At 38.3% G+C, this 24,782-nt stretch carries 31 protein-coding genes; 12 read left to right on the top strand and 19 right to left on the bottom strand.

The annotated features are described in order from the left end of the window. The first annotated feature begins 118 nt into the window (after positions 1 to 118). The 3 genes from DW963_RS06555 (at position 119) to DW963_RS06565 (ending at position 1,874) form a co-directional block, all read left to right on the top strand. On the top strand, positions 119 to 826 hold the full coding sequence (locus DW963_RS06555) for an AzlC family ABC transporter permease (RefSeq protein WP_117914460.1): 708 nt from the start codon (positions 119 to 121) through the stop codon (positions 824 to 826). Positions 827 to 843: 17 nt separating this feature from the next. After that, the gene (locus DW963_RS06560) at positions 844 to 1,155 is read left to right on the top strand and encodes an AzlD domain-containing protein (protein ID WP_117914462.1); all 312 of its coding nucleotides are present in this window, start codon (positions 844 to 846) and stop codon (positions 1,153 to 1,155) included. A 104-nt stretch (positions 1,156 to 1,259) separates the two neighbouring features. Next, a complete protein-coding gene (locus DW963_RS06565; RefSeq protein ID WP_117914464.1) occupies positions 1,260 to 1,874 on the top strand; it encodes a type II secretion system protein in 615 nt (204 codons plus the stop codon). A gap of 58 nt (positions 1,875 to 1,932) precedes the next feature. On the opposite strand, the gene DW963_RS06570 is transcribed toward DW963_RS06565, so the two are convergent. From DW963_RS06570 to DW963_RS06620, 11 genes are all read right to left on the bottom strand, one after another. Continuing rightward, positions 1,933 to 2,529: a cytidylate kinase-like family protein gene (locus DW963_RS06570; protein ID WP_117914466.1), complete on the bottom strand. Its 597-nt coding sequence runs from the start codon at positions 2,527 to 2,529 to the stop codon at positions 1,933 to 1,935. A 38-nt stretch (positions 2,530 to 2,567) separates the two neighbouring features. Beyond that, positions 2,568 to 3,926, bottom strand: a complete 1,359-nt coding sequence (locus tag DW963_RS06575; protein ID WP_117914468.1) for an ArsB/NhaD family transporter — start codon at positions 3,924 to 3,926, stop codon at positions 2,568 to 2,570. A 204-nt stretch (positions 3,927 to 4,130) separates the two neighbouring features. Then, a complete protein-coding gene (locus DW963_RS06580; protein WP_012740895.1) occupies positions 4,131 to 4,595 on the bottom strand; it encodes a NanQ anomerase/TabA/YiaL family protein in 465 nt (154 codons plus the stop codon). A gap of 125 nt (positions 4,596 to 4,720) precedes the next feature. After that, on the bottom strand, positions 4,721 to 5,536 hold the full coding sequence (gene iolB, locus DW963_RS06585; RefSeq protein WP_117914470.1) for a 5-deoxy-glucuronate isomerase: 816 nt from the start codon (positions 5,534 to 5,536) through the stop codon (positions 4,721 to 4,723). 57 nt (positions 5,537 to 5,593) lie between these two features. After that, the gene (locus DW963_RS06590) at positions 5,594 to 6,337 is read right to left on the bottom strand and encodes a tRNA 2-thiocytidine biosynthesis TtcA family protein (RefSeq protein WP_117914498.1); all 744 of its coding nucleotides are present in this window, start codon (positions 6,335 to 6,337) and stop codon (positions 5,594 to 5,596) included. A gap of 86 nt (positions 6,338 to 6,423) precedes the next feature. After that, complete coding sequence (locus tag DW963_RS06595; protein ID WP_117914472.1) at positions 6,424 to 6,942, bottom strand: 2'-5' RNA ligase family protein; 519 nt, start codon at positions 6,940 to 6,942, stop codon at positions 6,424 to 6,426. 313 nt (positions 6,943 to 7,255) lie between these two features. Next, on the bottom strand, positions 7,256 to 8,059 hold the full coding sequence (locus DW963_RS06600; RefSeq protein ID WP_117914474.1) for a class I SAM-dependent methyltransferase: 804 nt from the start codon (positions 8,057 to 8,059) through the stop codon (positions 7,256 to 7,258). Between the two features lie 309 nt (positions 8,060 to 8,368). Further along, positions 8,369 to 8,812: a GNAT family N-acetyltransferase gene (locus DW963_RS06605; protein ID WP_117914476.1), complete on the bottom strand. Its 444-nt coding sequence runs from the start codon at positions 8,810 to 8,812 to the stop codon at positions 8,369 to 8,371. 33 nt (positions 8,813 to 8,845) lie between these two features. Next, positions 8,846 to 9,232 carry a DUF3267 domain-containing protein gene (locus DW963_RS13970; protein WP_117914478.1) on the bottom strand — a complete coding sequence of 129 codons (387 nt, stop codon included), beginning with the start codon at positions 9,230 to 9,232 and terminating at the stop codon, positions 8,846 to 8,848. A gap of 3 nt (positions 9,233 to 9,235) precedes the next feature. Next, positions 9,236 to 9,469 (bottom strand): hypothetical protein, encoded by a 234-nt coding sequence (locus DW963_RS06615; protein ID WP_117914480.1) that lies wholly within the window; start codon positions 9,467 to 9,469, stop codon positions 9,236 to 9,238. A 53-nt stretch (positions 9,470 to 9,522) separates the two neighbouring features. Beyond that, positions 9,523 to 9,855 (bottom strand): winged helix-turn-helix transcriptional regulator, encoded by a 333-nt coding sequence (locus tag DW963_RS06620; RefSeq protein WP_072522465.1) that lies wholly within the window; start codon positions 9,853 to 9,855, stop codon positions 9,523 to 9,525. A gap of 142 nt (positions 9,856 to 9,997) precedes the next feature. Between DW963_RS06620 and DW963_RS06625 the strand changes: the two genes are divergently transcribed. After that, positions 9,998 to 10,351: a cupin domain-containing protein gene (locus DW963_RS06625; RefSeq protein ID WP_117495883.1), complete on the top strand. Its 354-nt coding sequence runs from the start codon at positions 9,998 to 10,000 to the stop codon at positions 10,349 to 10,351. A 166-nt stretch (positions 10,352 to 10,517) separates the two neighbouring features. Here DW963_RS06625 and DW963_RS06630 read toward each other — a convergent pair whose 3' ends face one another. The 7 genes from DW963_RS06630 to DW963_RS06655 form a co-directional block, all read right to left on the bottom strand. Then, positions 10,518 to 11,426: a radical SAM mobile pair protein B gene (locus tag DW963_RS06630; protein WP_117914482.1), complete on the bottom strand. Its 909-nt coding sequence runs from the start codon at positions 11,424 to 11,426 to the stop codon at positions 10,518 to 10,520. Continuing rightward, the gene (locus DW963_RS06635; RefSeq protein ID WP_117914484.1) at positions 11,411 to 12,103 is read right to left on the bottom strand and encodes a radical SAM mobile pair protein A; all 693 of its coding nucleotides are present in this window, start codon (positions 12,101 to 12,103) and stop codon (positions 11,411 to 11,413) included. The genes DW963_RS06630 and DW963_RS06635 overlap by 16 nt, the downstream gene beginning before the upstream one ends. Then, positions 12,100 to 12,423: a MarR family transcriptional regulator gene (locus DW963_RS06640; RefSeq protein WP_502694407.1), complete on the bottom strand. Its 324-nt coding sequence runs from the start codon at positions 12,421 to 12,423 to the stop codon at positions 12,100 to 12,102. Before DW963_RS06640 ends, DW963_RS06635 begins: the two co-directional genes overlap by 4 nt. After that, the gene (locus DW963_RS14140) at positions 12,357 to 12,536 is read right to left on the bottom strand and encodes a hypothetical protein (RefSeq protein ID WP_502694406.1); all 180 of its coding nucleotides are present in this window, start codon (positions 12,534 to 12,536) and stop codon (positions 12,357 to 12,359) included. Before DW963_RS14140 ends, DW963_RS06640 begins: the two co-directional genes overlap by 67 nt. 135 nt (positions 12,537 to 12,671) lie before the next feature. After that, a complete protein-coding gene (locus DW963_RS06645) occupies positions 12,672 to 13,088 on the bottom strand; it encodes a YjdF family protein (RefSeq protein ID WP_008392858.1) in 417 nt (138 codons plus the stop codon). Between the two features lie 406 nt (positions 13,089 to 13,494). Beyond that, the gene (locus DW963_RS06650) at positions 13,495 to 14,790 is read right to left on the bottom strand and encodes a tyrosine-type recombinase/integrase (protein ID WP_006859611.1); all 1,296 of its coding nucleotides are present in this window, start codon (positions 14,788 to 14,790) and stop codon (positions 13,495 to 13,497) included. An 86-nt stretch (positions 14,791 to 14,876) separates the two neighbouring features. Next, on the bottom strand, positions 14,877 to 15,506 hold the full coding sequence (locus DW963_RS06655) for a helix-turn-helix domain-containing protein (RefSeq protein WP_015529844.1): 630 nt from the start codon (positions 15,504 to 15,506) through the stop codon (positions 14,877 to 14,879). A gap of 171 nt (positions 15,507 to 15,677) precedes the next feature. Here DW963_RS06655 and DW963_RS06660 point away from each other — a divergent pair, with 171 nt between their 5' ends. From DW963_RS06660 to DW963_RS06700, 8 genes are all read left to right on the top strand, one after another. After that, positions 15,678 to 15,908, top strand: a complete 231-nt coding sequence (locus DW963_RS06660; protein WP_004843519.1) for a helix-turn-helix domain-containing protein — start codon at positions 15,678 to 15,680, stop codon at positions 15,906 to 15,908. Positions 15,909 to 16,048: 140 nt separating this feature from the next. Beyond that, positions 16,049 to 16,363 carry a hypothetical protein gene (locus DW963_RS06665; RefSeq protein ID WP_006859613.1) on the top strand — a complete coding sequence of 105 codons (315 nt, stop codon included), beginning with the start codon at positions 16,049 to 16,051 and terminating at the stop codon, positions 16,361 to 16,363. Between the two features lie 327 nt (positions 16,364 to 16,690). Continuing rightward, complete coding sequence (locus DW963_RS06675) at positions 16,691 to 18,412, top strand: MobA/MobL family protein (RefSeq protein WP_117914488.1); 1,722 nt, start codon at positions 16,691 to 16,693, stop codon at positions 18,410 to 18,412. Then, on the top strand, positions 18,351 to 19,097 hold the full coding sequence (locus tag DW963_RS06680; RefSeq protein ID WP_006858470.1) for a DUF6040 family protein: 747 nt from the start codon (positions 18,351 to 18,353) through the stop codon (positions 19,095 to 19,097). Before DW963_RS06675 ends, DW963_RS06680 begins: the two co-directional genes overlap by 62 nt. Before the next feature lie 108 nt (positions 19,098 to 19,205). Further along, positions 19,206 to 19,874 carry a response regulator transcription factor gene (locus tag DW963_RS06685; protein WP_006858428.1) on the top strand — a complete coding sequence of 223 codons (669 nt, stop codon included), beginning with the start codon at positions 19,206 to 19,208 and terminating at the stop codon, positions 19,872 to 19,874. Beyond that, on the top strand, positions 19,871 to 20,884 hold the full coding sequence (locus tag DW963_RS06690; protein ID WP_015529841.1) for a sensor histidine kinase: 1,014 nt from the start codon (positions 19,871 to 19,873) through the stop codon (positions 20,882 to 20,884). The genes DW963_RS06685 and DW963_RS06690 overlap by 4 nt, the downstream gene beginning before the upstream one ends. Positions 20,885 to 20,995: 111 nt before the next feature. Beyond that, positions 20,996 to 21,763: an ABC transporter ATP-binding protein gene (locus tag DW963_RS06695; protein WP_006858430.1), complete on the top strand. Its 768-nt coding sequence runs from the start codon at positions 20,996 to 20,998 to the stop codon at positions 21,761 to 21,763. Then, positions 21,753 to 23,966, top strand: coding sequence for an FtsX-like permease family protein (locus DW963_RS06700; RefSeq protein ID WP_006858431.1), 2,214 nt, complete (start codon positions 21,753 to 21,755; stop codon positions 23,964 to 23,966). Before DW963_RS06695 ends, DW963_RS06700 begins: the two co-directional genes overlap by 11 nt. 76 nt (positions 23,967 to 24,042) lie before the next feature. On the opposite strand, the gene DW963_RS06705 is transcribed toward DW963_RS06700, so the two are convergent. After that, complete coding sequence (locus DW963_RS06705; RefSeq protein ID WP_006858432.1) at positions 24,043 to 24,282, bottom strand: DUF6061 family protein; 240 nt, start codon at positions 24,280 to 24,282, stop codon at positions 24,043 to 24,045. Positions 24,283 to 24,782: the final 500 nt, after the last annotated feature.

Raw genomic sequence — 24,782 nt, forward strand, 5'->3', positions numbered from 1 at the left:
CACTTTCAATATTTTATACATAAAAAATTCTCAAGTGTTTTTATTGTAAATGTGTGATAGAATATATAATTAGCTTTATTATATTAAGTACAACAACATATACATGGAGATAATTAAGATGAATAATTATAAACAAGGACTACTAGCTGGGATACCTATTGCCCTTGGCTATCTGTCAGTTTCTTTTACATTTGGAATAATGGCCGTATCCTTCGGTCTTAGCTGGTGGCAGGCTGTTCTTATATCGATGACAACTGTAACATCTGCCGGTCAGTTTGCTGGTATTGGAATCATGATTCATCCAGGTCAGTACATTCAAATGCTTATATCACAGATTACTATTAATGTAAGATACTCTTTCATGTCTATATCAATAGGTCAAAAAGCTGACAGCCGTTTTCGAGGTATATACCGCTGGCTTCTTGGTTTCTTTATAACTGATGAGATATTTGCAGTTGCAACTAAGGAAGATGAAATCAAACGCAGCTATTTTGCCGGACTTGCTACCCTGCCTTATTTTGGCTGGGCACTCGGCACATTTATCGGGGCTATCCTTGGGAATGTTCTTCCAGACCGTCTTATGAGTGCTTTAAGTGTGGCAATCTATGGAATGTTTGTTGCTGTAGTTGTTCCTGAGATGAAGAAGGCACGTCCTGTCCTCATCGTTGTAATTATAGCCATATTACTCAGCTGCCTATTCTACTATGTACCGCTTCTGTCTAAGATTTCAAGCGGTATCACTATTACAATTGTTGCCATCTCGGCAGCCTTTATTGGTTCAATATTCTTTCCTGTCAAAGATGAAACTGATAATTCTGCCAATTAAACCTTCAGGAGGATATTATGAAAAACAGTACTTTCTTTATATATCTTCTGATACTGGCAGGAACAACCTACCTTATCAGAGTAATACCATTTATTGCAATTAAGGAAAAGATTAATAATCGTTTTATACGTTCTTTTCTGTATTACATACCATATGCCGTTCTTACAGCTATGACAATCCCAGCTATATTCTACGCAACTAATTGGTGGGTTGGTGCTGTCGCTGGTCTTTTTGTTGCAGTTTTATTTGCATTAAAAGGCAAAGGACTTACAACCGTTGCAATTGCATCATGTGTAGCTGTATTTCTTGTTGAACTAATTAAATTCTAAAAAAGATATATCAAGCCTTGACTTTTTTCAATGTAAAACATATTATTTAGTTAAATAATTGAAATCTGAATATTGTGATTTAATTAGAGAGGCGGTACTTCCCTATGTGTAAGTTAAGGTTTAAAATAAAGAATTCTAAAGGTTTCAGTCTCGTTGAACTAATTGTTGTTATTGCCATTATGGCTGTTCTTGTTGGTATCCTTACTCCAACTTTAATAAAACAAATCGAGAAGTCAAATCGTTCTAGAGATATGACTAACGCCAAACATATTGAGCAGATTCTCCTTGATTTATGTATTAATGGCAATGTCCAGATTCCGGAAATTGACAACCCTGAAAGTTCCAGCGGATATGGTGTATGGATTATGCTATGTAATAAGAATCAGGATTTTGCTCCTGTACCTTATCATAACAAAGAGATTGGTGGAATGTGGTGCGGTGCTAACAATGGCGTTATTGTCAATGGCAAAGCTTCTAATAACGATTGGACCTATAATAAAGATTTAGAAGCATATTTAAAGGATGCCGGCCTTGACATATATGCGCTTAGAACATTTAGCAGCAGTAGGAATAACGGCTGGGACTGGATTATTATCGAAGTTGGTTATGACAGCAACCGTACGCTTGTTTCCAGAATATATTCCGGATTCAAGAATGAAGATGGTGGATTAACCAAAACCCAGACAACCAATATTGAAAAATACATGTATGGTAAATAATATTAAAAGTGCATTCTGATGTCATATTCAGAATGCACTTTTATTTACTCTCAATAAGTTATTCTCTTGTTCTTTCTTTAACATAGTTCTCAAGAACATTCACAGTCTTATCAACTCCCAAAGGACTACTGTTGATACACATATCATAATATCTTGCATCACCCCATTTGAAATCAGAATACTTGTTATGATACTGTTTTCTGGATTTATCGTGTCTTCTCATCTTACTGTATGCGTCAGATTCTGAGATATCATATCGTTCCATAACTCTTTGAATCTTCTGTTCTTTATCACCCGTAACAAATACGGACATCAGACAGTCATAATCTTTAAGAACTGTCTCCGAACAACGGCCTACTACCACGAAGGACTCTCCGCTCTCTGCTTTCTTACGGATATAATCAAATTGGAATTGTGCAATAATCTCTTCATAAGAATTAGTATGATTGCCAACTCTTCTTGATAACAGACGGTTAGTTGGCTTTTCATCATATTTGTGCAATTCAGCCGCATCTGCATTCATTCCTGCAGCTATCTCATCTAACATTGACCTGTCATAGAATACAAGATCTAACCTTTCAGCAAGCTTCGCTGCAATCTCATGTCCTCCACTTCCGAATTCACGGCTAATTGAAATAACTAACTGTTTTCCCATAAAACCCCCTTTTCTGCATATAATCTATGCATAACCAATTAACAATACCTTACAAATATGCACACCATAGATATAAGCACTGCTATTATTGTTGCTGGAACGGCTGTGCGGCAATATTTTCCCCAGCCAATCATATATCCGTTCTTCGCCGCCACTGATGTACCAACAACATTTGCAGATGCACCTATTGGTGTTGCACTTCCTCCGACATCAGTTCCCATAGAAAGTGCCCATGCAAGAACAGAAAGGTCAACGCCCTGTGTTGCTGCCAGACTCTTAATAACCGGCACCATAGTTGCCGCAAAAGGAATATTATCAATAAGAGCACTTGCAAATGCAGATACCACAATAATAATTGCAACCATAAGCTTAAGATTGCCTTTGCTCACACGGCCTATAAATGCTGCAATAATCTCCAATATGCCAGTCTGCTCAAGTCCACCAACAACAATAAACAATCCTACAAAGAATAAAAGTGTTTTATAATCGATTGACTTCAACATATGTAAAGCCTTCTTACCAGATGCAATAAGTGAAAATACTGCAATAACAAGACCGATAAATGCAACTGTAAGTCCTGTCAGTGCATGTGTCACAAGCATTACAACGGCACAGAAGAATATAACACAGCTGAATGCGAAATTCTTCTTGTTGACAATAGCTTCTGCCGGACTTGGCATTGATGCTGCCAGTTTATCAATGTCTGATGATGATTCCAGTTCTTTTCTATATGCTATAAGAAAATATACCACAATAAATATCAGACTGATTACTGCAATCAGTCCTGTATGCGTAATAAATGTTGAAAATGAAAAGTTAAGTGACGTACCAATAATTATATTAGGCGGATCCCCGCACATTGTTGCTGAGCCGCCCAGATTAGCACAGAATATCTCTGATAAAATCATTGGCACTGGATTAAACTTTAGCAGCTTGGCAAGCTCAATAGATACGGCTGCAAGGAACAATATAACCGTTATGCTGTCTATAAACATAGCCAGACAAAAAGACATAATCATGAATGTTATAAATAATGCTCTTGTACGATAATGCACTGCCTTGGCAAGAAGCATACACAGCCATCTGAAGAATCCTGCATCAGCCATAACCTCAACCATAATCATCATACCTGCAATGAATATAATAGTTGACCAGTTAATACCTGTAACGACTTCCTCTGCTGCACCTGACTGATACCAGAAACTTGTTGTAAATATGCTCCTTAAATTAAGAGTACTAATAACCGCCTCCGACGACTTCATGATAATTCCAAATACCCCAATCAGCGTCAATGCCCCACATCCAAGCGTCACATAATGCCTCTCTATCTTATCAAGAACTATCAATACAAACATAGAAATGAAAATAATTAATGCCAATACCTGCTCTGCTAACATATTAAATAACCCCCATCACATGTTAAATTAATAACAAACCTTTAACTGTATTATACAAACATATATAACTAATAGCAACATTTTTCCATTTATTCTGTCTTTTAATAATACAAAAAGCACCAGAAGAATACGATATGTTGCATTCGCTTCTTCTGGTGCTTCTGTTTTAAATATTATATTGTATCAACAAGTCAACTATTCCAATTACTTAATAAGACTTTCCTTAATCTTAACAACTGCCTTATGGATATTAACAGGCTCATCCATTGTACAATTAGGGCGGTGGATATCATTAGTAAAGTATACTGTAAATTCACCAGGATGTAATGTAACGAACTGCTCATTCTCTACTGTCTCATAAAAGATATTGTCTTTACCAGCTGGCTCTTCACCTGTAACGCCTGGAAGAAGTGGTGCATATCCCTGAACTTCTTTTCCTGTGAAAAGATACTGAATATCAATATAATTTCTGTGACTTTCTGCACGCTTATTCTCAACTGGTGCAGTTGTCTGATCCTGAATAAGAACAAAAATGTTATCTCCATCAAGTTCATATCTTCCTACTGGAAGCTCAGCTGTCTCTGGCTTTGCAAGAAATTCAAGTGCAGTGTTAATAGCTGCTGGGTACTGGTAGTTACCTTTTTTTGCATTAAGTGATGCGTAAATCATTATTATTTTACCTCGAATCTTTTAAAATTTTATATATTAAATATATCATTATCTGAAAAAGTTTCAATAGCTTTCTTAATATTTAATACTTAAATCTGCATATAATATATTTTGTGCCAAATACATTACACCATCTTCTCAACAGCCTTTACCCATGCATGGTTAGGATCATCACAAGGAGTAAGCTGTCTTGTATCAGCACCTGCCATTACCCAGAGATAATATACCTGATATCCCGGTGCTGCTGCTACCGGGTGATAGCCATTCTTAATTGCAACGCTGTCACCATTCTTTATTATGTAACTCTCTCTTAATGACATATCGTCACTGTACATTACCTGAATTCCAAAGCCCTGACCCGGATTCACCTTAAAATGATAGATTTCTTCCATATTTACCTCAAATGGAAGATTGTCTGTATCATGCTTATGTGATGGATAGCTTGACCACTGTCCCGGCATGCTGTAAGTCTCACCAAGCACAATTCTGTCAACCTTTCCCTCATATTTTGAAGTAATAATGTCATTAACATCTCTCTGCCAGTTAAGCTTGCCTCTGTGTTCAGTTGTAACATCATTTGCATCTATTACAAATGCTTCATATTTCTTTCTTGCTTTAACCTTGCACACACCGATTTCAAGCATCATGCTTCCGGTTGCTGTAACTTCATACTTAGAATCTCTTGGAACATAAACAGTTGTTGGCTTGCCATCAAATACACTTCTTCTTGTGCCAAGCTTGTCAAATGTGTCATCATCAACCTTAACACTGCATGTTCCCTGTAAAATAACAAGTCCTATTTCATATTCACCCGATTCATAAACCGCATTTTCACCCGTCTCAAATCTTATCAAATCAAAACCTATTAACTCCAAGCCAGCTTCTTTATCTACAACTTCCTGATAACCATTGTTATCATTGCCTTCATAAAATCTTCTCATGTTCGTATCTCCTTGTAAATGTATTTAATATTATTTTATTATCTGATTGGTGTTGTATCAACAGTTATTTCTCCAAATTTTATAAACTTCTGGCCAGTCCTCAAATCTTCCGTTCACAATTGCATGCATAATTCTGTCTTTAGCTCCCGGATTGTCTCTATTAATCTGCTCCATAAGCCGCTTAGCATATTCCCTCTTAGTCGAACCATCAACTGGACAGGTATTCTTAACGACCCTGATTTCCTGATTAACTACGAAGTTAGTCGCACCCTTTTCCGGCACATACATCATTGGCCGTATAACCGTAACCCCTGCCTCTGGCAGATATGTAACTGGTGGAAATGCGTAAAACCGCCCTTCATATATAAGAGACATCAATGCTGTTTCTATAAAATCGTCCTTATTATGTGCATATGCAATTTTATTAATTCCAAGTTCTCCAAGCCTCTTATACATTGCGCCTTTTCTAAGCTTCGCACACAGTGAACATGGTCTTTCATCTTTATTATCCTCAAAGACAATCGTCGCAATCTCTGTATCAACCTGTTCATATGGCACATTTAAACTCTCACAGAACTGCCTCACTCCTGTAAAATCCATTCCCTCAAAACCAACATTACAGGTGATTGCATATAGTTCAAACTTCTTCGGATAAAATCTGTTAAGTATCTTCATTGCATGCAGCAATGCAAGCGAATCCTTTCCACCTGATACTCCAACGGCAATCTTATCGCCTTCCTCTATCATGTTGTAATCTTCTATTGCCTGTCTTATAAGACTTAATAATTTCTGTTGTTGCATAAAATATATCCTCTGTTGTAAATAAATAGCCACCATCTCATCTTCAGTATCAACTAAAATCCATTCTCCCTCCCCCGGTTACACTATCATATATTAAATTGTATAATATCCTTATGTGGATTAGTCTGTGACAATCCAACCCTTACTATTTTCCCTTTTATTGGAACAAAATGTGTCTGTAATACTCTCATTGCCATTATCATCTGTTCTTTTTCAAGTTTCTTTCCCAATGTTATGTGTGGAAACCAGTTATATGGTTTGTAACAACGATTAATTGTTACATCTTCTCTTACAGAAAATATATCATACACCTCATTGGAAAGATGCATTAAATATTCGTCCAGAACAGGTGTAGCATACATAACATACGGCAGAAACTGCCCGATTGAAAATATATTTATCTCTCCTGCACCTATTTTATTAAGCTTCATGAATTCTTCCTTAAGATTATCAGGTTTTCTTGTTTCGAAGCTTGAAATTGTCAGATGCGGAGGAACATTATTCTCAATCATATAAGTATTACCTGTTTCTTTTGCAATATTATCAATTAACCTTTGCAATCCCTTTGTTACATGTTCATCAAAATATGCTGATATAAGATACATATTCCGCCTCTTTATTATTAATAACCTATGCCAAACTCTCTGGCAATTCTACATCTATTACTATTTTTCTTTAGCTATGTGTGAAGCAATAAATTTCCCAATGATTGCAAGTATCAAAATAGAGACATAAAACCTCGAATCACGATGTTCTCCATATAAAGCAAACCAAATAACGATTGAAAATACCACTATAGTGTATACTGCAAAAAGAATTTTTTCATAAGTACTGCTCCTTTATTCGGCAAATTGGAAGTTCACACACGCATTTGCTTCTCGAATGCAAACATTCCTTCATTGCCATCTCCAACAAAAGTTAGTCCTTTTCAAATATCAGAATCTTCTGCGTAACCTTTTTTGCAATCGGTAATAACGCAAAAAGTCTATATGCAAGTGAAAATAATTCCATGCCGCGAAGAATATTATCGTCTTTTATTTTGTGATATCCCTCTGTCATATTCCCAAGTTCTTCAAAATGATCTGCCCCGAAAACAAATTTTGAGCCTGTTTGCTGTATGGATTTTTCTATTCCTTCTTTCTTTACCCATGCCTTTGCCAGACACTCCATAAGAATACAGGCATTATCAAAGTTGTCCTTTATTATTTTTAATATATTACCGTTTTCTTCTGCTGTCAGATACATTGATAATCCTTCAATGATAAAAAGCATTTTCCCCCTCACTTTTACTTCTTTTGACCATGCAGGGTCAAGTGCAGAAATTCCTATCGTAGAAACACGTCCTGATTCCTCGAAAATCTGATTGCGGATTGCTATCGTTTCTGGCAGGTCCAGATTGTACCAGGTGATTTTACCATTATCCATGCGATAAAATCTCGTATCCAGACCACAGGCAATATTGACCACCGTACAATAAGGATTTTTCTCTATAAAATTCTTTACTAATTCATCAAAAACTACCGTTCTGGCAATTACCCCTTTCCCCATAGTAGAATCCCTAGCCGCTGTAGAAAAATCATAATCAATTTTGTCGACTAATTCTACCGCCTTTGCATCATAGAATTTATTATGTTTACTTTTGGAATATTGGGCTCTGGCATAAAAGCTCTGGAGCATTGTCTCAGCACTGCCACTGATAGTAGGTTTTATTCTTTCACTCATACATTTACCTTTTTTGCAATACAATTAGTTTCAGCTAACTTGATTGTAACACATTTTATGAAAATAAACAATTCAAATTGACGTGTCTGTCCTCAATCATTTTGTCCGGTCTCAACTGAGCCAGATGCAACTGAACAAAACATAATTCCACACGAATCAAAATTGGTCTACTGGATCAATTATTGATATGCAAGGCAAAAGAAAGACAGAAAGCTCATATTTACTCTCTGTCCCTTCTTACTGTTTTTCTTCTTAATTTAATATGATGTCACCTTTGGGACAGTCCCCATAAACTTCTTAAACTGGAAGTTATAAACATCTTTGCAAATATACCATATCTATTAACTGTACACCACACTCATAAATTGGGTGGTCATAATTGTCCGTAAAGAAATTCGGAATATTGTGCGAACGGACAAATCCGCATTTTTCATAAAACGGTACGGTCAACGGGCTGTCACCTGTTCCAACTTGCAAAATAGAATATTCATCTGCATATTTACTTGCAAGGAAGTCAATTAATGCTTTGCCATAACCCTTTCCCTGATTTTCCGGATCAACTGCGATATTCTTGATTTCAAGTATTTCATTACCTTCATCGGTGACAACACATTCAGCTTTTACATTACCATCTTTAAGTGCATACATAGTACCTTTTTCAAGATAGCGATCAATCATATTTTCCTGCTCATCAGCTAATAGCAATAATGATATAAACTGCTTTTTATTCTCATTCACTTCTCGTATTTTCATATCCATTACTCCGTCAAATTGGAATCTGTCATATTAGAGATACCAAACCAATCCATTTTCTGTTGCCTGAATCATTGCCCCCTTCGGCACCTTTCGCAATATGATTAAAACATCCATATAATCGGGTGCTGGAGAAATTAGTCCCATAAACGAAGGAACTACACATATTGTCATCAACCACTTCATTGAAATCGGGCAGACCACGAAAACAGCAAGAAAGATTATCCCCAGAATCAAAGGTTCCAATGACATCATTATATATCGTCCTCTGCTAAGTGCTACGGAGGATGCAGCATATGCTCTCAACTGTTTTAGAGATACTCCTATATAAACTTTTGCCCCCTTTGGATAACTTATAGCATGAAGAAATTCATGTAACGGCATCGCAACAAAAAAGCCAATAATAAATGACAGCGGCATAAACTATAAATTAAATATAAATTCATCTGATTGCGCCTTTTTTGTAAAAATTGCAACAAAACATACAATACAAGGGATAATCATGTATGGAATTGATGCTTTAATTATGTCATCTGGTCTGTCAATTAGAACTGCATTTTCAGGAATGCTTTTTTCTTCAATCTCTCTGTCCCACGGCTGCTTACCGTCCCAAACGTTTTCCCAGTTTTTATTGCCATCCCATATTATCTGCGCCATTTTAATATCCTCCACAACTTCCGATTGTTCGAGCTTTTCAAATACTAACGTACTTAATTCTGTTCAATAAGTGATTTATAGTAGTTACCAAAGTCAGCAAGTGAATTAACAATTGGAAGCATTTTTGTTCCGAGTTCCGTTAATCCGTATTCGACTCTCGGTGGCTGCTCATGGTAATCGTGGCGATATGCCAGTCCATCACTCATCATTTGTCTTAAACTATCTGTCAAAACCTTTTGTGAAATACCATCTATACTTCGTTGTAGCTCATTGAATCTCCATGGGCGCTCTTTCAAATTACGCAAAATCAGCAGTTTCCATTTTCCTCCGATGAGAGATACCGCTGTTGCAACTGGGCATTCCGGTAATTCTTCTTTTGCTCGCATAATTCTCACCTCCGAGTCTATTGTAACACATTCAATTTTGAGTGTACAGTTACAAAAAGGTGCGTACTTGTTTTTGTATGTGTCTCACACTATACTAATACCAAGCAACCAGAAACTACAAATCAACTATGGAGGTATTATTATGACAAATTACACAAAAACAACTATTGGAAAGGAAAACCGAATTGAACTGCATGAAAAGTTGTCTTTAACAGGTGCAGAAATCAGTTTAAACGAACTACCTGCAGGAGCAAATGTCCCATTTGTTCATTCTCATAAAGAAAATGAAGAAATCTATGGAATTCTTTCAGGTAACGGCAAAGCCATAATTGATGGAGAAGAAATCAGTCTTTCGACTGGAGACTGGTTAAAAATCGCACCTGCTGCAAAGCGTCAGTTTTTTGCATCCGATATTTCCGGAATTACTTATATCTGCATTCAGGTAAAAGAAAATTCTCTGGAACATTTTACAGCAGAGGACGCCGTAATCGGCTAATTAAAAGTATTTATTTACAAAAATGCACAGCTCCCGATAAGCTAAGAACTGTGCATTTCTTTTTTCTTCAATTTTACAATTTCTCTATTTTTCAAACAAGAACTTCTCGATTTCAAATGGCGATAAATAAATCTCTCCACCATCATCAGTTTAATTTTCGTTTAGATTAACGATTTCTTTTTCCTGTATTCTCTGTCCCTCGGATTTCCTCATGATAGAAATAATCTACGATCACCGGATGTCCCTGCGGAACTCTGCCATAAGGCATTTCATTATCCACAAATGGGCAATCATACTTCTTAGCCATTTCCTCAGCTTTTACTTCAAGTGCTTCAAAGTAGCTGCGGTTATGCTTGTTATAGATCTCGTCGTAAAGTGGTACAAGATCAGGATATTTTCCGGCGATATAATCCATAATTGTCTTTTTGAAACCGCCTCGAAGATTGAGATTTTCGAGCCAGAACAGATCGCACTGATCCTTTACCCGCTCAAAGATTGCTTCAAAATCCGTGATACCGGGGAATACCGGGGATACGAAACAGACTGTACGGATACCTGCCTCATATACCTGCTTCATAGCAGCGATACGGTGCTCAATGCTCGAAGCAGAATCCATATCATTCTTGAAATTTTCATCTAGCGTGTTGATCGACCATGAAACGGTTACACGTCCAAGCTTCTTCAGCAAATCAATATCCCGTACCACAAGATCCGACTTTGTGCAGATCAGAATATCTGCGTCACTGCCGATCAGCTGCTCTAGAAGTTTTCTGGTATTCCCAAATTGCTCCTCCTGTGGATTATAGCCATCTGTCACAGAACCGATGACCACCCGCTGTCCGGCATATTTCTTCGGATTTTTAATTTCCGGCCAATGCTTCACATCAAGGAAAGTGCCCCATTCCTCCTTGTGCCCGGTAAAGCGCTTCATAAAAGAAGCATAGCAATACTTGCAGGCATGTGTACAGCCCACATATGGATTGACCGAGTAACCACCTACCGGCAGACTAGACTTAGTCATGATGTTCTTTGTTTCCACCTCACGAATGAGGATTCCATTTATTTCTTCTTCCATGATTTCTGTACCTCTAACACTTTATTAAATTCTTCCGGCATTTCCTGAATCATATTTTCATCCCCTATGATATGGACAAGGTCTTCCTTCATAAACACCGGAATGCCGAGCTTATGTGCCTGGTCCGCCAGAGACCATGCCCATTCCGGCTCCGTATGAATCTTCCTGCTCTGAACTCCGGTCATGGTGCCGACAACGATCCAATTGATTCCGGAAAGGTCAACTGTGCCGGGATCGTCGAATAACGGCTCAAAGGTAACATGGTAATGTTTTGCTCTGACGTTTTTCCGAAGGGCGTCGATACGCCACAGTTCTGCTTTCCTCGTCACCGTAACGCCAAACCATGCGTTTTCCAGATCGGTATCAAAATCCATCAAATCAGGTCGCTTGGTAAGGAACAGGAACTGATGCTGTGGATTTTCACGGATCTTTACAAATACCTCGTCTCTCCATTCTGACTTCCAGCCGGAAAGATCGCTCATGCCGGTAAGAAGAAAGTTCTGCGGACGTTTCTTTTCCATCATCTTGAGCTTACCCGGAAAGAATTCAGGGGCAGCAAAGTCATCAATCATATGCCAGCGTTTCACATTATTGCGGGCATAGCAATATGCACACCCCACTGTACATCCGATGACGATATTCATGTTTTGAATCTGGTCTTTGATACAAATACTCATGATTTCTGCCACTCCTCAAGATTCTTTCTGATACGGTCGAGGCATTCCTCAAACTGGGTAATTTCTTCCTCCGAAAAACCTCTGTAGTAAATACTGCCCATTTTATCAGATACAGAATCGTATTCGTCCTTTAAGGCATGTGCTTTTTCAGTCAGAAACAGGAGTGTTTTCCTTTTGTCCGTTTCAGACTGAACACGTCTTATCAGCCCTTGATTTTCCATTCTTTCCAGCATCGTAGTAAGAGAAGTTATCGCTAATCCACATTTAATCGAGAGTGACCTGATTGAGATTCCATCTTCCTGCCACAGTACATAAAGAATACGCCCCTGGCTCCGTTAAACGCATCAATATTCTTTTCGCTGAGAATCTTCTCAAAGATTCGATCTCCAAGTTGTTTTATTTTGGTAACAAGAAATCCGCCATTCATTTTCATACAAAAACTCCTATATAGTATTTTATCAAATAATACTATATAGGAGTTTTACCGTCAACAGTTTGTATGTCTAAGTAAAAGTAAATTCCGATTTCTCAGTTTCAAAAATTAGAATTTGAGCAAAAGCCCAAGGGACTAATGTCCCCTATGCTTTTCTCTTTTCTTTTGCTGTTTCAGTTCAAACATTCGCAGTTCGTCCGCTTCTTTTTTCTCACGGCTCCTCACTTTACGCTCCTGTTTATTCTGTTCCTGCTGTAATTTCAATGCCTGCTGCGATTTTGTGCCGATGCCTGTTTCCTGCATCTGTTTTTTCGCTTCACGTTGCATCCTTTTGGGATTTCTTTTTATATCTTTTACAACAGTATCAACAGCCGGACTGAATTTCAAACTAAAATAGTATTTTTGAATATATTCCTGCACTTCGTAATCCTTTGGTTCTGCACCAAATGTTACCTTCGCCACAGATAGTTTACCATCTTCAATACGTTCAAATACACCTACCCAAAATGGTTCTTCAAAATATACCGTCAGTTTTCCACTTGCTTTGTCCATAAGAATCCCTCCTAAAATGAATTGAACAAAGAATGGACAACCCGGAGGGGCAGGTTACTTACCCTATTTGCATAGGACGGCTGGGCTACCTACCAGCTCTAGTACATTTTTAATGTACATTGCGTTTTTATCTTTGTATTTATAATCAAGCCATATGGCACGATTAACTTATTCGGTCAATTCCGATTTTAATGTCTCTATTATACCATAATGATACTATTATAAAAAAGGAAAAAGAGCTCCTTCGAGCTCTTTTGATTCAGTTCTGTAAACTTGAATTTATATAATTATTCCTCTAACTTTCCCTATTTTACAGGCTTTCCCGCCTGTTCATTAGTGAAATGATATGTAGTTTCCCTTATTTTTGCCCTTATGAGATAATCACAAGGGAAATAAGGGAAATTTTTTAGTCATTGCCTACCACTTTATCAAGAAGCCGAACCGATTTTCGTTTCGCATCTCTTGTGGAGTGAGCATAGACGTTCATTGTGGTACTGACATCTGAGTGTCCCAACAATTCCTGTACATCTTTTGGGGCTGCTCCATTTGCTAAAAGGTTGCTTGTATAGGTGTGACGTAACTGGTGGAAATGAAAGCCTTCAAATCCCTCTAATGCTTTTGCCACCTTTCTGCATACCGTCCCCAAAGTAGTCGGAAGTTCCAGACAACCATCCGGTCTTAAGCAGACAAAAGAAATTTCTTTATAATCTGCCGGGACTTCCTGCGTTCTGTCTAAGCAATAATATTCGTAGTACACTCTGTTTTTCTCTTTGACCTCTTTGTAGTAGTTCGTGTGATAAAGTTCTTCGTACTGCATTCGATTTTTTAACTGCTCTTTCCGGGCATTACGGAAAATCTCTACCAGTGTATCTCCAAAATCAACAACCCTTACTTTTTTCCGCTTGGTTGGTCCGATGATATATTTGCGCTTTGAGCCATCATATCGGATGCTGCGTCTTATGGTAAGGCATTGTTCTTCCAGATTTACGTCCTGCCATGCCAAACCACAGGCTTCTCCAATACGAAGCCCGGCATAATAGGCTATCTGGATTGGAAGTATTGCGGCTGGGTTCTTTTTTTGCAGATAAGCAAGCAGTCTTTCATAATCTTCTCGTGAAATTGGTTGGACATTTCCGTCCATATCCTCATCAGAAAACAAATCCACTTCATCCGTCTGATACCGCAGTTTAATATACTGCATAGGATTGAACGTAATATACTGCTTTGGAAATACTGCAAAGCGGAATGATTGCTGCATGACTGCGGAAAAAGAATGGATGTAATCTTTGCTGTAACCCTTTCTCTCTTTTCCATCGGGATGAACTCCCCCGAAGGAAAGCAAATCGAAGAAAGATTGCAAATGTTCAGAGGTTACATTTTTCAGTTTACGTTCTGCCAATGGGTGTTTCTTAATATTTCGGATTGTTCCGAGGTAATTCTCCACCGTACCATTGCTGAGCGTACCTGTTTTTAATTCCTCCTCTGCCCACACATCCAAAAGCTGTCCGACTGTGAGATTATCCGCTTTGGCAACAAATTTCTTTTTCTCATAATCATCCATTGCCTGACGGAGCAGTTTTTCAGTTTCACTTTTGCTTTCTGTTCCAACGCATTCTTTCTGAACAAGATTGCCGCTTGCGTCCTCTACATAGAAGCGGTAGTACCATTTCTTTCCTTTTTTTCTTACAGATCCTTTTGCCATAATCGTATGTCTCCTTTCGATATTAGACAATCGGAACTGATGAAATGCTTCGTGCGTGTAAGTATATCATAACTCCGGTTGTCTTACTATACCGATTCGGAATCTTCGTATAAGACTTCTGATAAAAGATTTGCAAGCCTTTGTTCTGCTGTTTTTGGTTTCTTGGAATAGAGCCTTACAATGTCTGCCATCTCATTAAAAGCATTGATGGTATGAGTGATTTCCCTTAAGAACATAATCTCATTATATTCCTCATTCGATTCAAACCCTATTGTTTTGGCAATATCCGTCTGACCAGCATTTCCCTTGAAGTTTTTGCAGGCGAACTGGAAGGAATCCAAAAACAGACCATATTGTTTTAACATCAGCAGTAATAAATCTTTTGAAAAAGCATCTTCTTCTTTGGTAAGGGCAAGCGGTAACTGTTCCAGAATATCTCCCATCGCATCACGAATCTGTAATTCTCTCTTATCCGTAATGTCGGTTTCATATTCATCTGTTTCCCCTTTGAGCCATTCCACAGATACATGGAGTGCTTCCGAAAGACCTTCCAGCACCATTTTTTTCGTATTGTCAATCGAACCATTCTCATAACGCAGGATTGTAGAAGCGGTAACTCCCATCTTCTCTGCGACATAAGGCTGTGTCAGATTCAATTCCAGACGGCGCTGTTTTATTCTGCTGCCTATCAGCTTGCGTAATTCTTTATCTTTCATGCTGACTGCCTCCTTTTTCGGTATGTATGAATTATAGCATTGTTTTTCCGAAATTGCAATATGCAATGCAATATTTATTTTTAACATTTCGTAACGCTTGACAAAAAGATGTGAAAAGGATATACTTACATCACAGGAATTGCATAATGCAATTTATAAGGAGGTGATTATATGACGCAAAGAAAAATTGCATTATCCATCGAAGAAGCTGCCGACTATACGGGAATCGGCAGAAACACCTTAAGACAGCTTGTAGAATGGAAGAAACTTCCGGTATTAAAGGTTGGTCGTAAAGTCCTGATTAAAACCGATATTCTGGAAATGTTTATGGAAGCGAATGAAGGTCGTGATTTGAGGGATAGAGGAAATGTAAAAGCCGTAACAAGAACTGCGGCAAATTAAAAAGGCGGCTTCCCAAGAAACCGCCAAAGGTTCTATCAGACCGAAGCCATGATATACCTACACGCAAGAAGATTATACCATGTGCTTCTTCTGATACGCAACCAAGAACTTATGTTTGTGAAGGAAAGGAGAATGTAAGAATGGCAAAATCAACAAAAAGTTATGAAGCACGAATGCTTGAAATGGAAAAGAAAGAGCAGGAAAGCCTTGAAAAGGCGAAACGATATGCGGCACAGAAGAAAGAACTTCTGAAGCGAAAGAAAGCCGAAGAAAGTAAAAAACGAACCCATAGGCTCTGTCAGATTGGCGGTGCGGTGGAATCCGTTCTCGGTGCGCCTATTGAGGAAGAAGACATCCCAAAGCTGATTGGTTTTCTGAAAAGGCAGGAAGCCAACGGGAAATTTTTCTCAAAGGCAATGCAGAAAGAAGTCAATACCGATATGGAGGAAGTGTAATGGCGGAGGGGATGAGTTTTTCATTCCCTTCATTGCTTTTTCATGAAGAGCGCACTTATGGACAACCAGAGGTCGTCCCAATAAGTTTGCCACAAGTGGCAACCGGTCTGCGTTCACGCTTGCCGGGCTCGTTCCGTCGGCGGGGCTTTCAGCCAGACCTGCTCATGCCGCAGGAGGCACTCTTCGCCAGAGAGGCGCATTCCATGCAGGCTGCTATGCGCAGGGCACTCTTACGCAGAGGGCGTTCCGGCAATGCTGCTTTTCCTAAAACCGAAAGCAATGTTGCCGGAAATCTATGCCGGATGTGCAGAAAGGAGGAATCCAGACATGGCGATTTTTCATTACACAGTCAAAATAGTCGGACGAAGTAAAGGGAAATCTGTTATCTCCGCTTCCGCATATCTCAATGGGGATGTGATGAAAAACGAGGAAACCGGGAGAATCAGTTATTACACTTCTAAAAAAGAAGTGGTCTACACTCGGCTGATGATGTGTGAAAACGCACCTCCTGAATGGCAGATAGTACCAGAAGAAAATATAAAACGCTTTCAAAAATCTGTCCGATACAAAAGATCAGAAGATAAAGAAGCTGCTTTAGAAAAATTTAAAATCACATTTCAGAAACAAAGGTTATGGAATGAGGTATTGAAGATTGAAAAAAATGCAGATGCCCAACTTGGCAGGTCATTTGAATTTGCCCTTCCCAAAGAATGGAACAGACAGGAACAAATTCAATATACAACTGACTATATTCAAAAAACTTTTGTAGATAGAGGAATGTGTGCTGATTGGAGTATCCACGATAAAGGGGATGGCAACCCCCATGTCCATCTGCTTCTGACTATGCGTCCTTTTAACCCGGATCATTCTTGGGGAAAGAAAGAAGTCAAGGATTGGGATTTTCTCAGAGATAAAAACGGAAATATCGTGATTGATGAATCCCATCCGAACTGGTGGCAGGATAAGAAAAACCCTGACCGTCATGGAATCCGTATCCCTGTATTAGACGAAAACGGAATCCAGAAGATTGGTGCAAGAAACCGCCTGCAATGGAAACGGGTGCTGACCGATGCTATTGGATGGAACAATCCCAAAAATTGTGAGCTGTGGCGGAGTGAGTGGGCAAAGGTGTGTAATGAACATCTTCCTTTGCATAATCAGGTTGATCACCGTTCTTATGAAAAACAGGGAAAACTCCAGATTCCTACCATCCATGAAGGTGCTGACGCAAGAAAGATTGAACAAAAATTTCTTGCCGGGCAGGAAATAAAAGGTTCGTGGAAAGTAGCGGAAAATCAAATCATAAAACAACAAAACACGTTATTGCAAAAGATACTGGACACCTTTGGAAAAGTATCGGGTGCATTATCATTATGGAAGGAGCGATTAAATGACATTAGAAGAAAGCCGGGAAATTATACCCTTAATGGAATCCATGATTGGGCAAATCGAAGAACAGCAGACCTTAATGGCAGAAATGATTCTGGAAATGCAGAACCGGGACACCCAACTCTCTCTTATGCAGGAACAGAATCAGAAATTGCAAAAATTAAACAGCGAGTTATCCGAGCTGCTCAACATTTTGCCAAATACCGAGGAACTGCTTTCCAAGATGGAAGAACAGAAAACGAAGATAGAACTTTTGGAAAACGAAAATCAGCAATGGCAGAAATTGGTACAGAAACTGAACAGCGAAAACAGTTTATTACTGAAACAGAACACCGAATTGCTGAACTGGAACAGCAGATAGAGAAAGGACGTGATATAGATGAACGAATCCAGAGAATCAAAGAACGCCGAACAGTTGGAAGAACTTCTCCTCTTGACCGAGGAGATACAAGAAGAACTGGAACAGAAAGACCAGCTTATCGTGGAACTAAAGACGCAGCTCAACGAATCTCTGACCTTGAACGAGAAATTAAACAAAGAGAACAGAGCCGGGAATATTCAAGCATTAAAGAACGACTTGAAGCTAGCAGACAGAGCATTGCGGAACGAGAAAGAGAAGCTGCGAAGCGCAAACGTCACGATAGGGGAATGTCAAGATAAAATACGATGCTTAACACAACAACGGGATTATGCCCGGACACATCAGAAAATCGTAGAGATACCGGTAGAAAAGCCGGTACTCTATGAAAAATGTGAAGCCTGTGACCGGACAGACTATCAGAATGCAAAAGCAAAATACGAAACACAAAAAGAGCGACTTGCAGGACAATATAAAGCAAAAACGGTAATGTTCCAAACAACCTTGTTCCTTCTTGCATGGTATTCGCTGACAACCACTCTTTTTCAGGCAGTACAGTCAGATGTGCTCCTTTCCGATTGCAAATCATTCTTCCATGATGCAGCGTCATTCATACAAACTTTTATCGGTTGGACGATTGAGGTCGGGCAATCTGTGGCACAGATTAGCACAAAAATTCCAAATCCTTTTATAGCCGGAATGGTATATTGGATATTGCTAATATTGATTGTAGGAATATGTGTGGCAGGAACAGGGATACTGGCGATACTGATAGAAATAAAGGTTATAGAATTATATAGGGAAAAGTGTTGGGATGTCATTACTCTACTGATGATACTGACAAGTGCTGCTGTCATCATTTATTTTGGAGAAGCAATCAAAAAAGCACTGTCAGTAAATCTTCTATTGCTTTTTGTACTTTTGCAGGGCGCATATGTTGGACTTAGGTGTTATTTAGAATCGTACCTTGAGAAAAGAAACTATTAAGCATTTTTTACAAAGCTATGTACAAAATCATTCTAAAATTCCCATTCAATAATACGATTGAGAAAACCTCTCTGATACAGTATAATAAAGTGTCAGGGAGGTATCTCTATGAAGGAAAAAATACTAATCATTGAAGATGATTTTACGATACAAACACAGCTTAAAACTCTTTTGTCTGGGAATGGATATGAAGTATTTGCAGTTACGGATTTTTCCAAAACAATAGAGCAGTTAAAAGAAGCTGCGCCACATCTGGTTATTCTGGATATAAAACTTCCGGGGAATAACGGTTTTGAAATATGCTCGGGGATTCGCACCTTTTCAGATATTCCGATTGTATTTGTAACAAGCAGCAATACAGATATGGACGAACTGAACAGCATTATGCTGGGTGGAGATGCGTTTATCACAAAGCCTTATAATCCCGCTATTCTTCTTGCTAAAATTGCTGCATTGTTAAAGAAAGCCTACCGTTCCCCTCAAACAGAAATTTATATGTGGAGAGAAGCTACCCTGCATTTGGAGAGTAGCATGATAGAGTACAAAGGACAGAAAGCAGAATTGACAAAGAATGAATTGAAAATCCTCTACTACCTTTTTAAGAACTCCGGAAAAATCTGTTCCAGAAATGATATTGTGGATTTTCTTTGGGACAATCAGCTTTATGTTGATGATAACGCCCTAAGTGTCAATATTACCCGTATTCGCGACAAACTGGCAGCAATCGGACTTGTAGATTTCATTAAAACAAAACACAGGCAAGGATATACATTATGAGTGGAAAACAATATTTGAAAAATCAACTCCCCGTTATTTTAATCAATCTGCTGGGTATGCTTGTCCTTGCTTTGTTCCTGATTGCAAGCGATAATCCTATCCAAACAGTCCTGTTTATTTTTGCAGTCTGGTCGATTGTCCTTGTTTTATCTTTGCTGGCATTTTATTTCTCACGAAAAAAATATCTGAATAAATTGCTCAATATGACGGAGCAATTAGAAGAACGATATTTATTGCCGGAAATCATGCAAGTGCCGGAAAGGGCTGATGAACAGGTTTTTTACCAGATTATGAAAATGGCTGAAAAATCTATGTTGGAACGGATTGGCGAAGTACAGAGGGAACGCAGGGAATATAAAGAATACATTGAACAATGGATACACGAAGTAAAAACACCAATTACAGCGATGAAGCTGCTGTGTGAGAATAACCGTTCTCCCTTTTCCAGAGAGGTATTGGCAGAGTTAGAGAATATCAACCAATATACAGAACAGGCACTTTACTATGCCCGGAGTGAACACGCTGAAAAAGACTATTCTGTCCGTGAAGTCAATTTATGCGATGTTGTGCATAGTGCAATCGCAGATAATAAGTATCTTTTGCGTCAAAGCAATATGTCAATTCAGATAGACGATATAGAAACAAAAGTTTATACCGATGAAAAATGGGTGCGGTTCATCTTAAATCAGATTATCGGTAATGCAATCAAATACCATGCAGAGCAGCCTATTTTGCACTTTAGGGCAACAAAAACGAATGACAAGATTGTGCTATCTATCAGCGATAATGGGATAGGTATTCCTAAAAGTGATTTACCCCGTATTTTTGAAAAAGGATTTACAGGTCAGAATGGGCGAACCGGGAAAAATTCTACTGGAATTGGCTTATATCTTTGCAAGCGTCTATGTGATAAACTGGGAATAGGGCTTACTGCTTATTCCGAAAACAGAGGAACAACGATTTCACTTATCTTTCAAATGAATGATTTTATTATCGGAGTGCAGGGCTGACAGGTTCTGCACTTCTTACATTTTTGTAAGAACTGTGTAAGAAAACTTGATACAAAAAATGAGATACTCCATTTACAATAAAGATATGGAACAGTTAAGGAGGTTTATCAGATGAATACGATTTTGAAACTGGAACATATCCAGAAATATTATGGCAATGAAGGGAATATTACCAAAGCCATTAAAGACATTAGCTTTTCTGTGGAAGCTGGGGAATTTCTCGGAATTATGGGTGCGTCCGGTTCTGGAAAGACAACGCTGCTCAACTGTATTTCTACGATTGATACCGTAAGTGCAGGGCATATTTTTTTAGATGGAACAGATATAACGGAAATCAAACCAAAATCCCTTGCCCGTTTTCGCAGGGAGAATTTAGGGTTTATATTTCAAGACTTCAATTTGCTGGACACATTGACGATTTCAGAAAATATTGCACTGGCATTAGCAATCAACAAAGTCCCTGCCGGGAGCGTAGAATCCCGCATTTTGGATATAGCCGGAAAGCTGAATATCAGCGATATTCTAAACAAATATCCTTATCAGGTATCCGGCGGACAAAAACAGCGTTGTGCTTGTGCAAGAGCAATTATCAACAACCCGAAGCTCTTACTGGCAGATGAGCCGACAGGGGCATTAGACAGCCATTCCTCACAAATGTTGCTGTCTACCATTCAAAGTATCAATGAACAGCTTAGGGCGACAATTCTTATGGTAACTCATGACGCTTTTACCGCCAGCTATGCCAACCGTATTCTTTTTTTGAAAGACGGAGAAATCTTTATGGAACTGCGCAAGGGCAACGACAGCAGAAGTGCTTTTTTTGATAAAATTCTGAATGTCCTTACCATGATCGGAGGGGGACAAAGCCATGTATGCTAAACTTGTTTTCAGAAATGCAAAACGGTCTGTAAAAGACTATCTGGTCTACATTGTCACAATGACAATCTGTGTTACCTTGTTTTATGCGTTCTTGTCTATTTCCAGTAGTTATTATAGCCCGGATATAGGCAGCGAGTATGATTTTACTCTGTTAAGTGACGGAATGAAAATTGCAATCTGCATGATAACATTGCTGTTGTTATTTTTGATACGGTTCGTCAATCATTATATGCTAAGACGAAAGCAAAAAGAGTTTGCTGTCCAGTCCATTATGGGAATGGAACAAAAAACTATTGGCAGGATTTTCTTTGCAGAAACACTGATTATGGGTATGTTTTCCATTTTGATTGGTATTTTTTGCGGTGTATTTTGCTCTCAATTCATTACCGCAATGCTCCTTACTGCTTATGGAGAGCCTTATGAAATCTCATGGACATTGTTCCCGGACACCGTTTTGCTGACAGTGATATTTTTTGTGGTAAGTTTTTTTGTGGTAGGAGTTTTCAATACACGCACAATCAAAAAAACAAAAATTATTGATATGCTTTCCGCAGAGAAAGAAAATGAGCCAGAATTGAAAAAGAGCCGATTCATTCCTGTCGTAGTAATTCTGTTTTTAATGTTTACTTTATGGGAATTGTTTTCAGGAATACAAAATGTCCGATTTTATTATGACTCCCGCTTTGTTTTCCCGGTGAAAATCATGTATTGGGGAAATATTTTGCTCCCTGTTGTTACATTAGGCTGGGCGGCATTATGGATGTTGAAAAAGAAAAAAATTGCTTTTCAAAAGTTGATTGATGGGCTGCTTATTTGTTCTGTATTGCACGCCTTTTTAGCAGCAAGCGTACCTGCTCTTACCAATCAATACTATTTGCCTTTACATGGTGGAATACTGAATCAATATCTGGTATTTGTATTGATTGATTTGCTCTTCTTTATTTGTGCATTGATTTATCTTGCCAGCAGCTTGATTGTAGCATGGAAAGTAAAATCGCCGGAACATAGATACAAGGGAGAAAACCTGTTCTTTTTCGGGCAAATTATATCAAAACTAAATACAACCAGCAAAACAATGACGCTGATTTGTATAACCCTTGTCCTTGCAATCTTCATGTTTATTGCCGCCCCTATTTTGACGGGCTGGGCTTCAGGTTATTTGGATATGCGCTCTATGTATGATGTGCAGGTATATTCAAGATATAATGACGTATATGAAGAAGAAAATCTGCCGCAAGACAGTTATGAAATCATTACTGAGTTTCTGACAGAACACAAAATAGATACAGTTTATGATTGCACGTTCAATCTATATCTGCCAGAGAAAGACGATTTTCACAACAGACAGAAATATGATTTTCCGATTGTAGCAATTTCTTTGAGTGATTATAACACTATACGGGAAATGCTGGGTTACGAACAGATTTCTCTGGAGGAAGATGAATTTACAACACAATGGAAAGCAATCGCCACCGAGGAAGAACGGGATAGCTTTTTGAAAGAACACACCAGCATTATGACAGACGCAGGAGAATTGACTCTTTCCGGGCAGTCCTATTATGAGGATCCGATTGGAGAAACAGCGTACAATTCCTATACAAATGTATTGTATGTACTTCCAGACAATATTTGTGAAAAGCTGTTGCCAGTAATAAAAAACCGATATATTACAACAACGGAAAATATCTCCTATGAAAATGCAAGGAAACTGGAAAAACTTTTTACAGAGAAATATCCCGAGCAGGCAGAAACCGGGGCTATTTATGGCGTGCGTTTTAGCACACTGCAAATCAATAGTTCCATAGCAAATAACTTTATTTTACAGACTGCAATGATTTATGGTGCTGTCGTACTGATGGTTATATGTCTTACCGTACTTTCTTTGCAACAACTCTTAGACGCAGGACAATATAAATATCGCTTCTCTGTACTCCGAAAATTGGGGGCGGAAGAAAAGCATATCGGAAAACTTATCTTGCAACAATTAAGTGTTTGGTTTGGGCTTCCAATTATCACAGCAATCATTGTAGCTGCTGTTGTAATAGCTTACTTTATCCAAACCATATCAGCAGAAATTTCAGCCTATATTGGGTTTAGTACATTGATGTTACAAATAGGGGCAACAATGGGGATTTTGGTAATTTTATTGATTTGTTACTTCATAAGTACATGGATTATTTTTAGGCGCTCTGTTAATCCATAGAAAATATGTAATTATTGCATTTCGCACATTCTTTAAAGAGGGATAGCACTCTTAATGAACACTATCCCTCTTTCACTTAATAAAGTTCTAATGAATCTTCTGCATCCACCCACATCTGTAAATTGCCCTCAAGATATAATCTTGCATATTCCAAAGGCTCATCCACAGCTAATGAAGTAAGTGCACATTCTGATCCATATGTGGTTTTTAAATCTTTTTCAGCTTCCCAGCAGTCAATGCGAAGCATATATCCAGCACTTGTGTAAACATCAATACTATCGTGATTTATGTTGTATTCTGCATAAATTGTTCTCATCGTATCTTATCTCCATTTTCTTTTGATAATCAGTTATAGAGTTAAATATCGAAAACATTTCAATCAGTTCACCATGTCGTTATTGTTATATGTTATACTGTGTTATGAAATTTTCTTTCCCTTTATTTTTCCCATATTAAGGTTCATGAAAGCTAATGGGAGAATGTAACACAAGGGAAAGAGTAAGGGGAAGTACACTTGCTACAAACTTAGTATTTTCAAGGGTTTGCGAAGAATTTGATAATCAAATATAACAGTTATTAAATTTCCTAAAATATGTGAAATATCAACTGGAATTTTCACACTTCGTCAACTAATGTTTTTTCTTCTCTATAAAGCAATGTCACAACAAATGCAATAATTATCAAAATATGTAATACAATATGATATACATTATGAGTACTTCTTCCGGATGTGGCAGCACCTTCTCACTGTCTATTTTTCAATTCTCTCTGGAGGCACGCACTCTAAAAGTTCACTTACCTTTTCTCTGCTAAGTC

This window comes from Eubacterium sp. AM46-8 (genome assembly GCF_003466705.1).
Classification (GTDB): Bacteria; Bacillota; Clostridia; order Lachnospirales; family Lachnospiraceae; genus Lachnospira.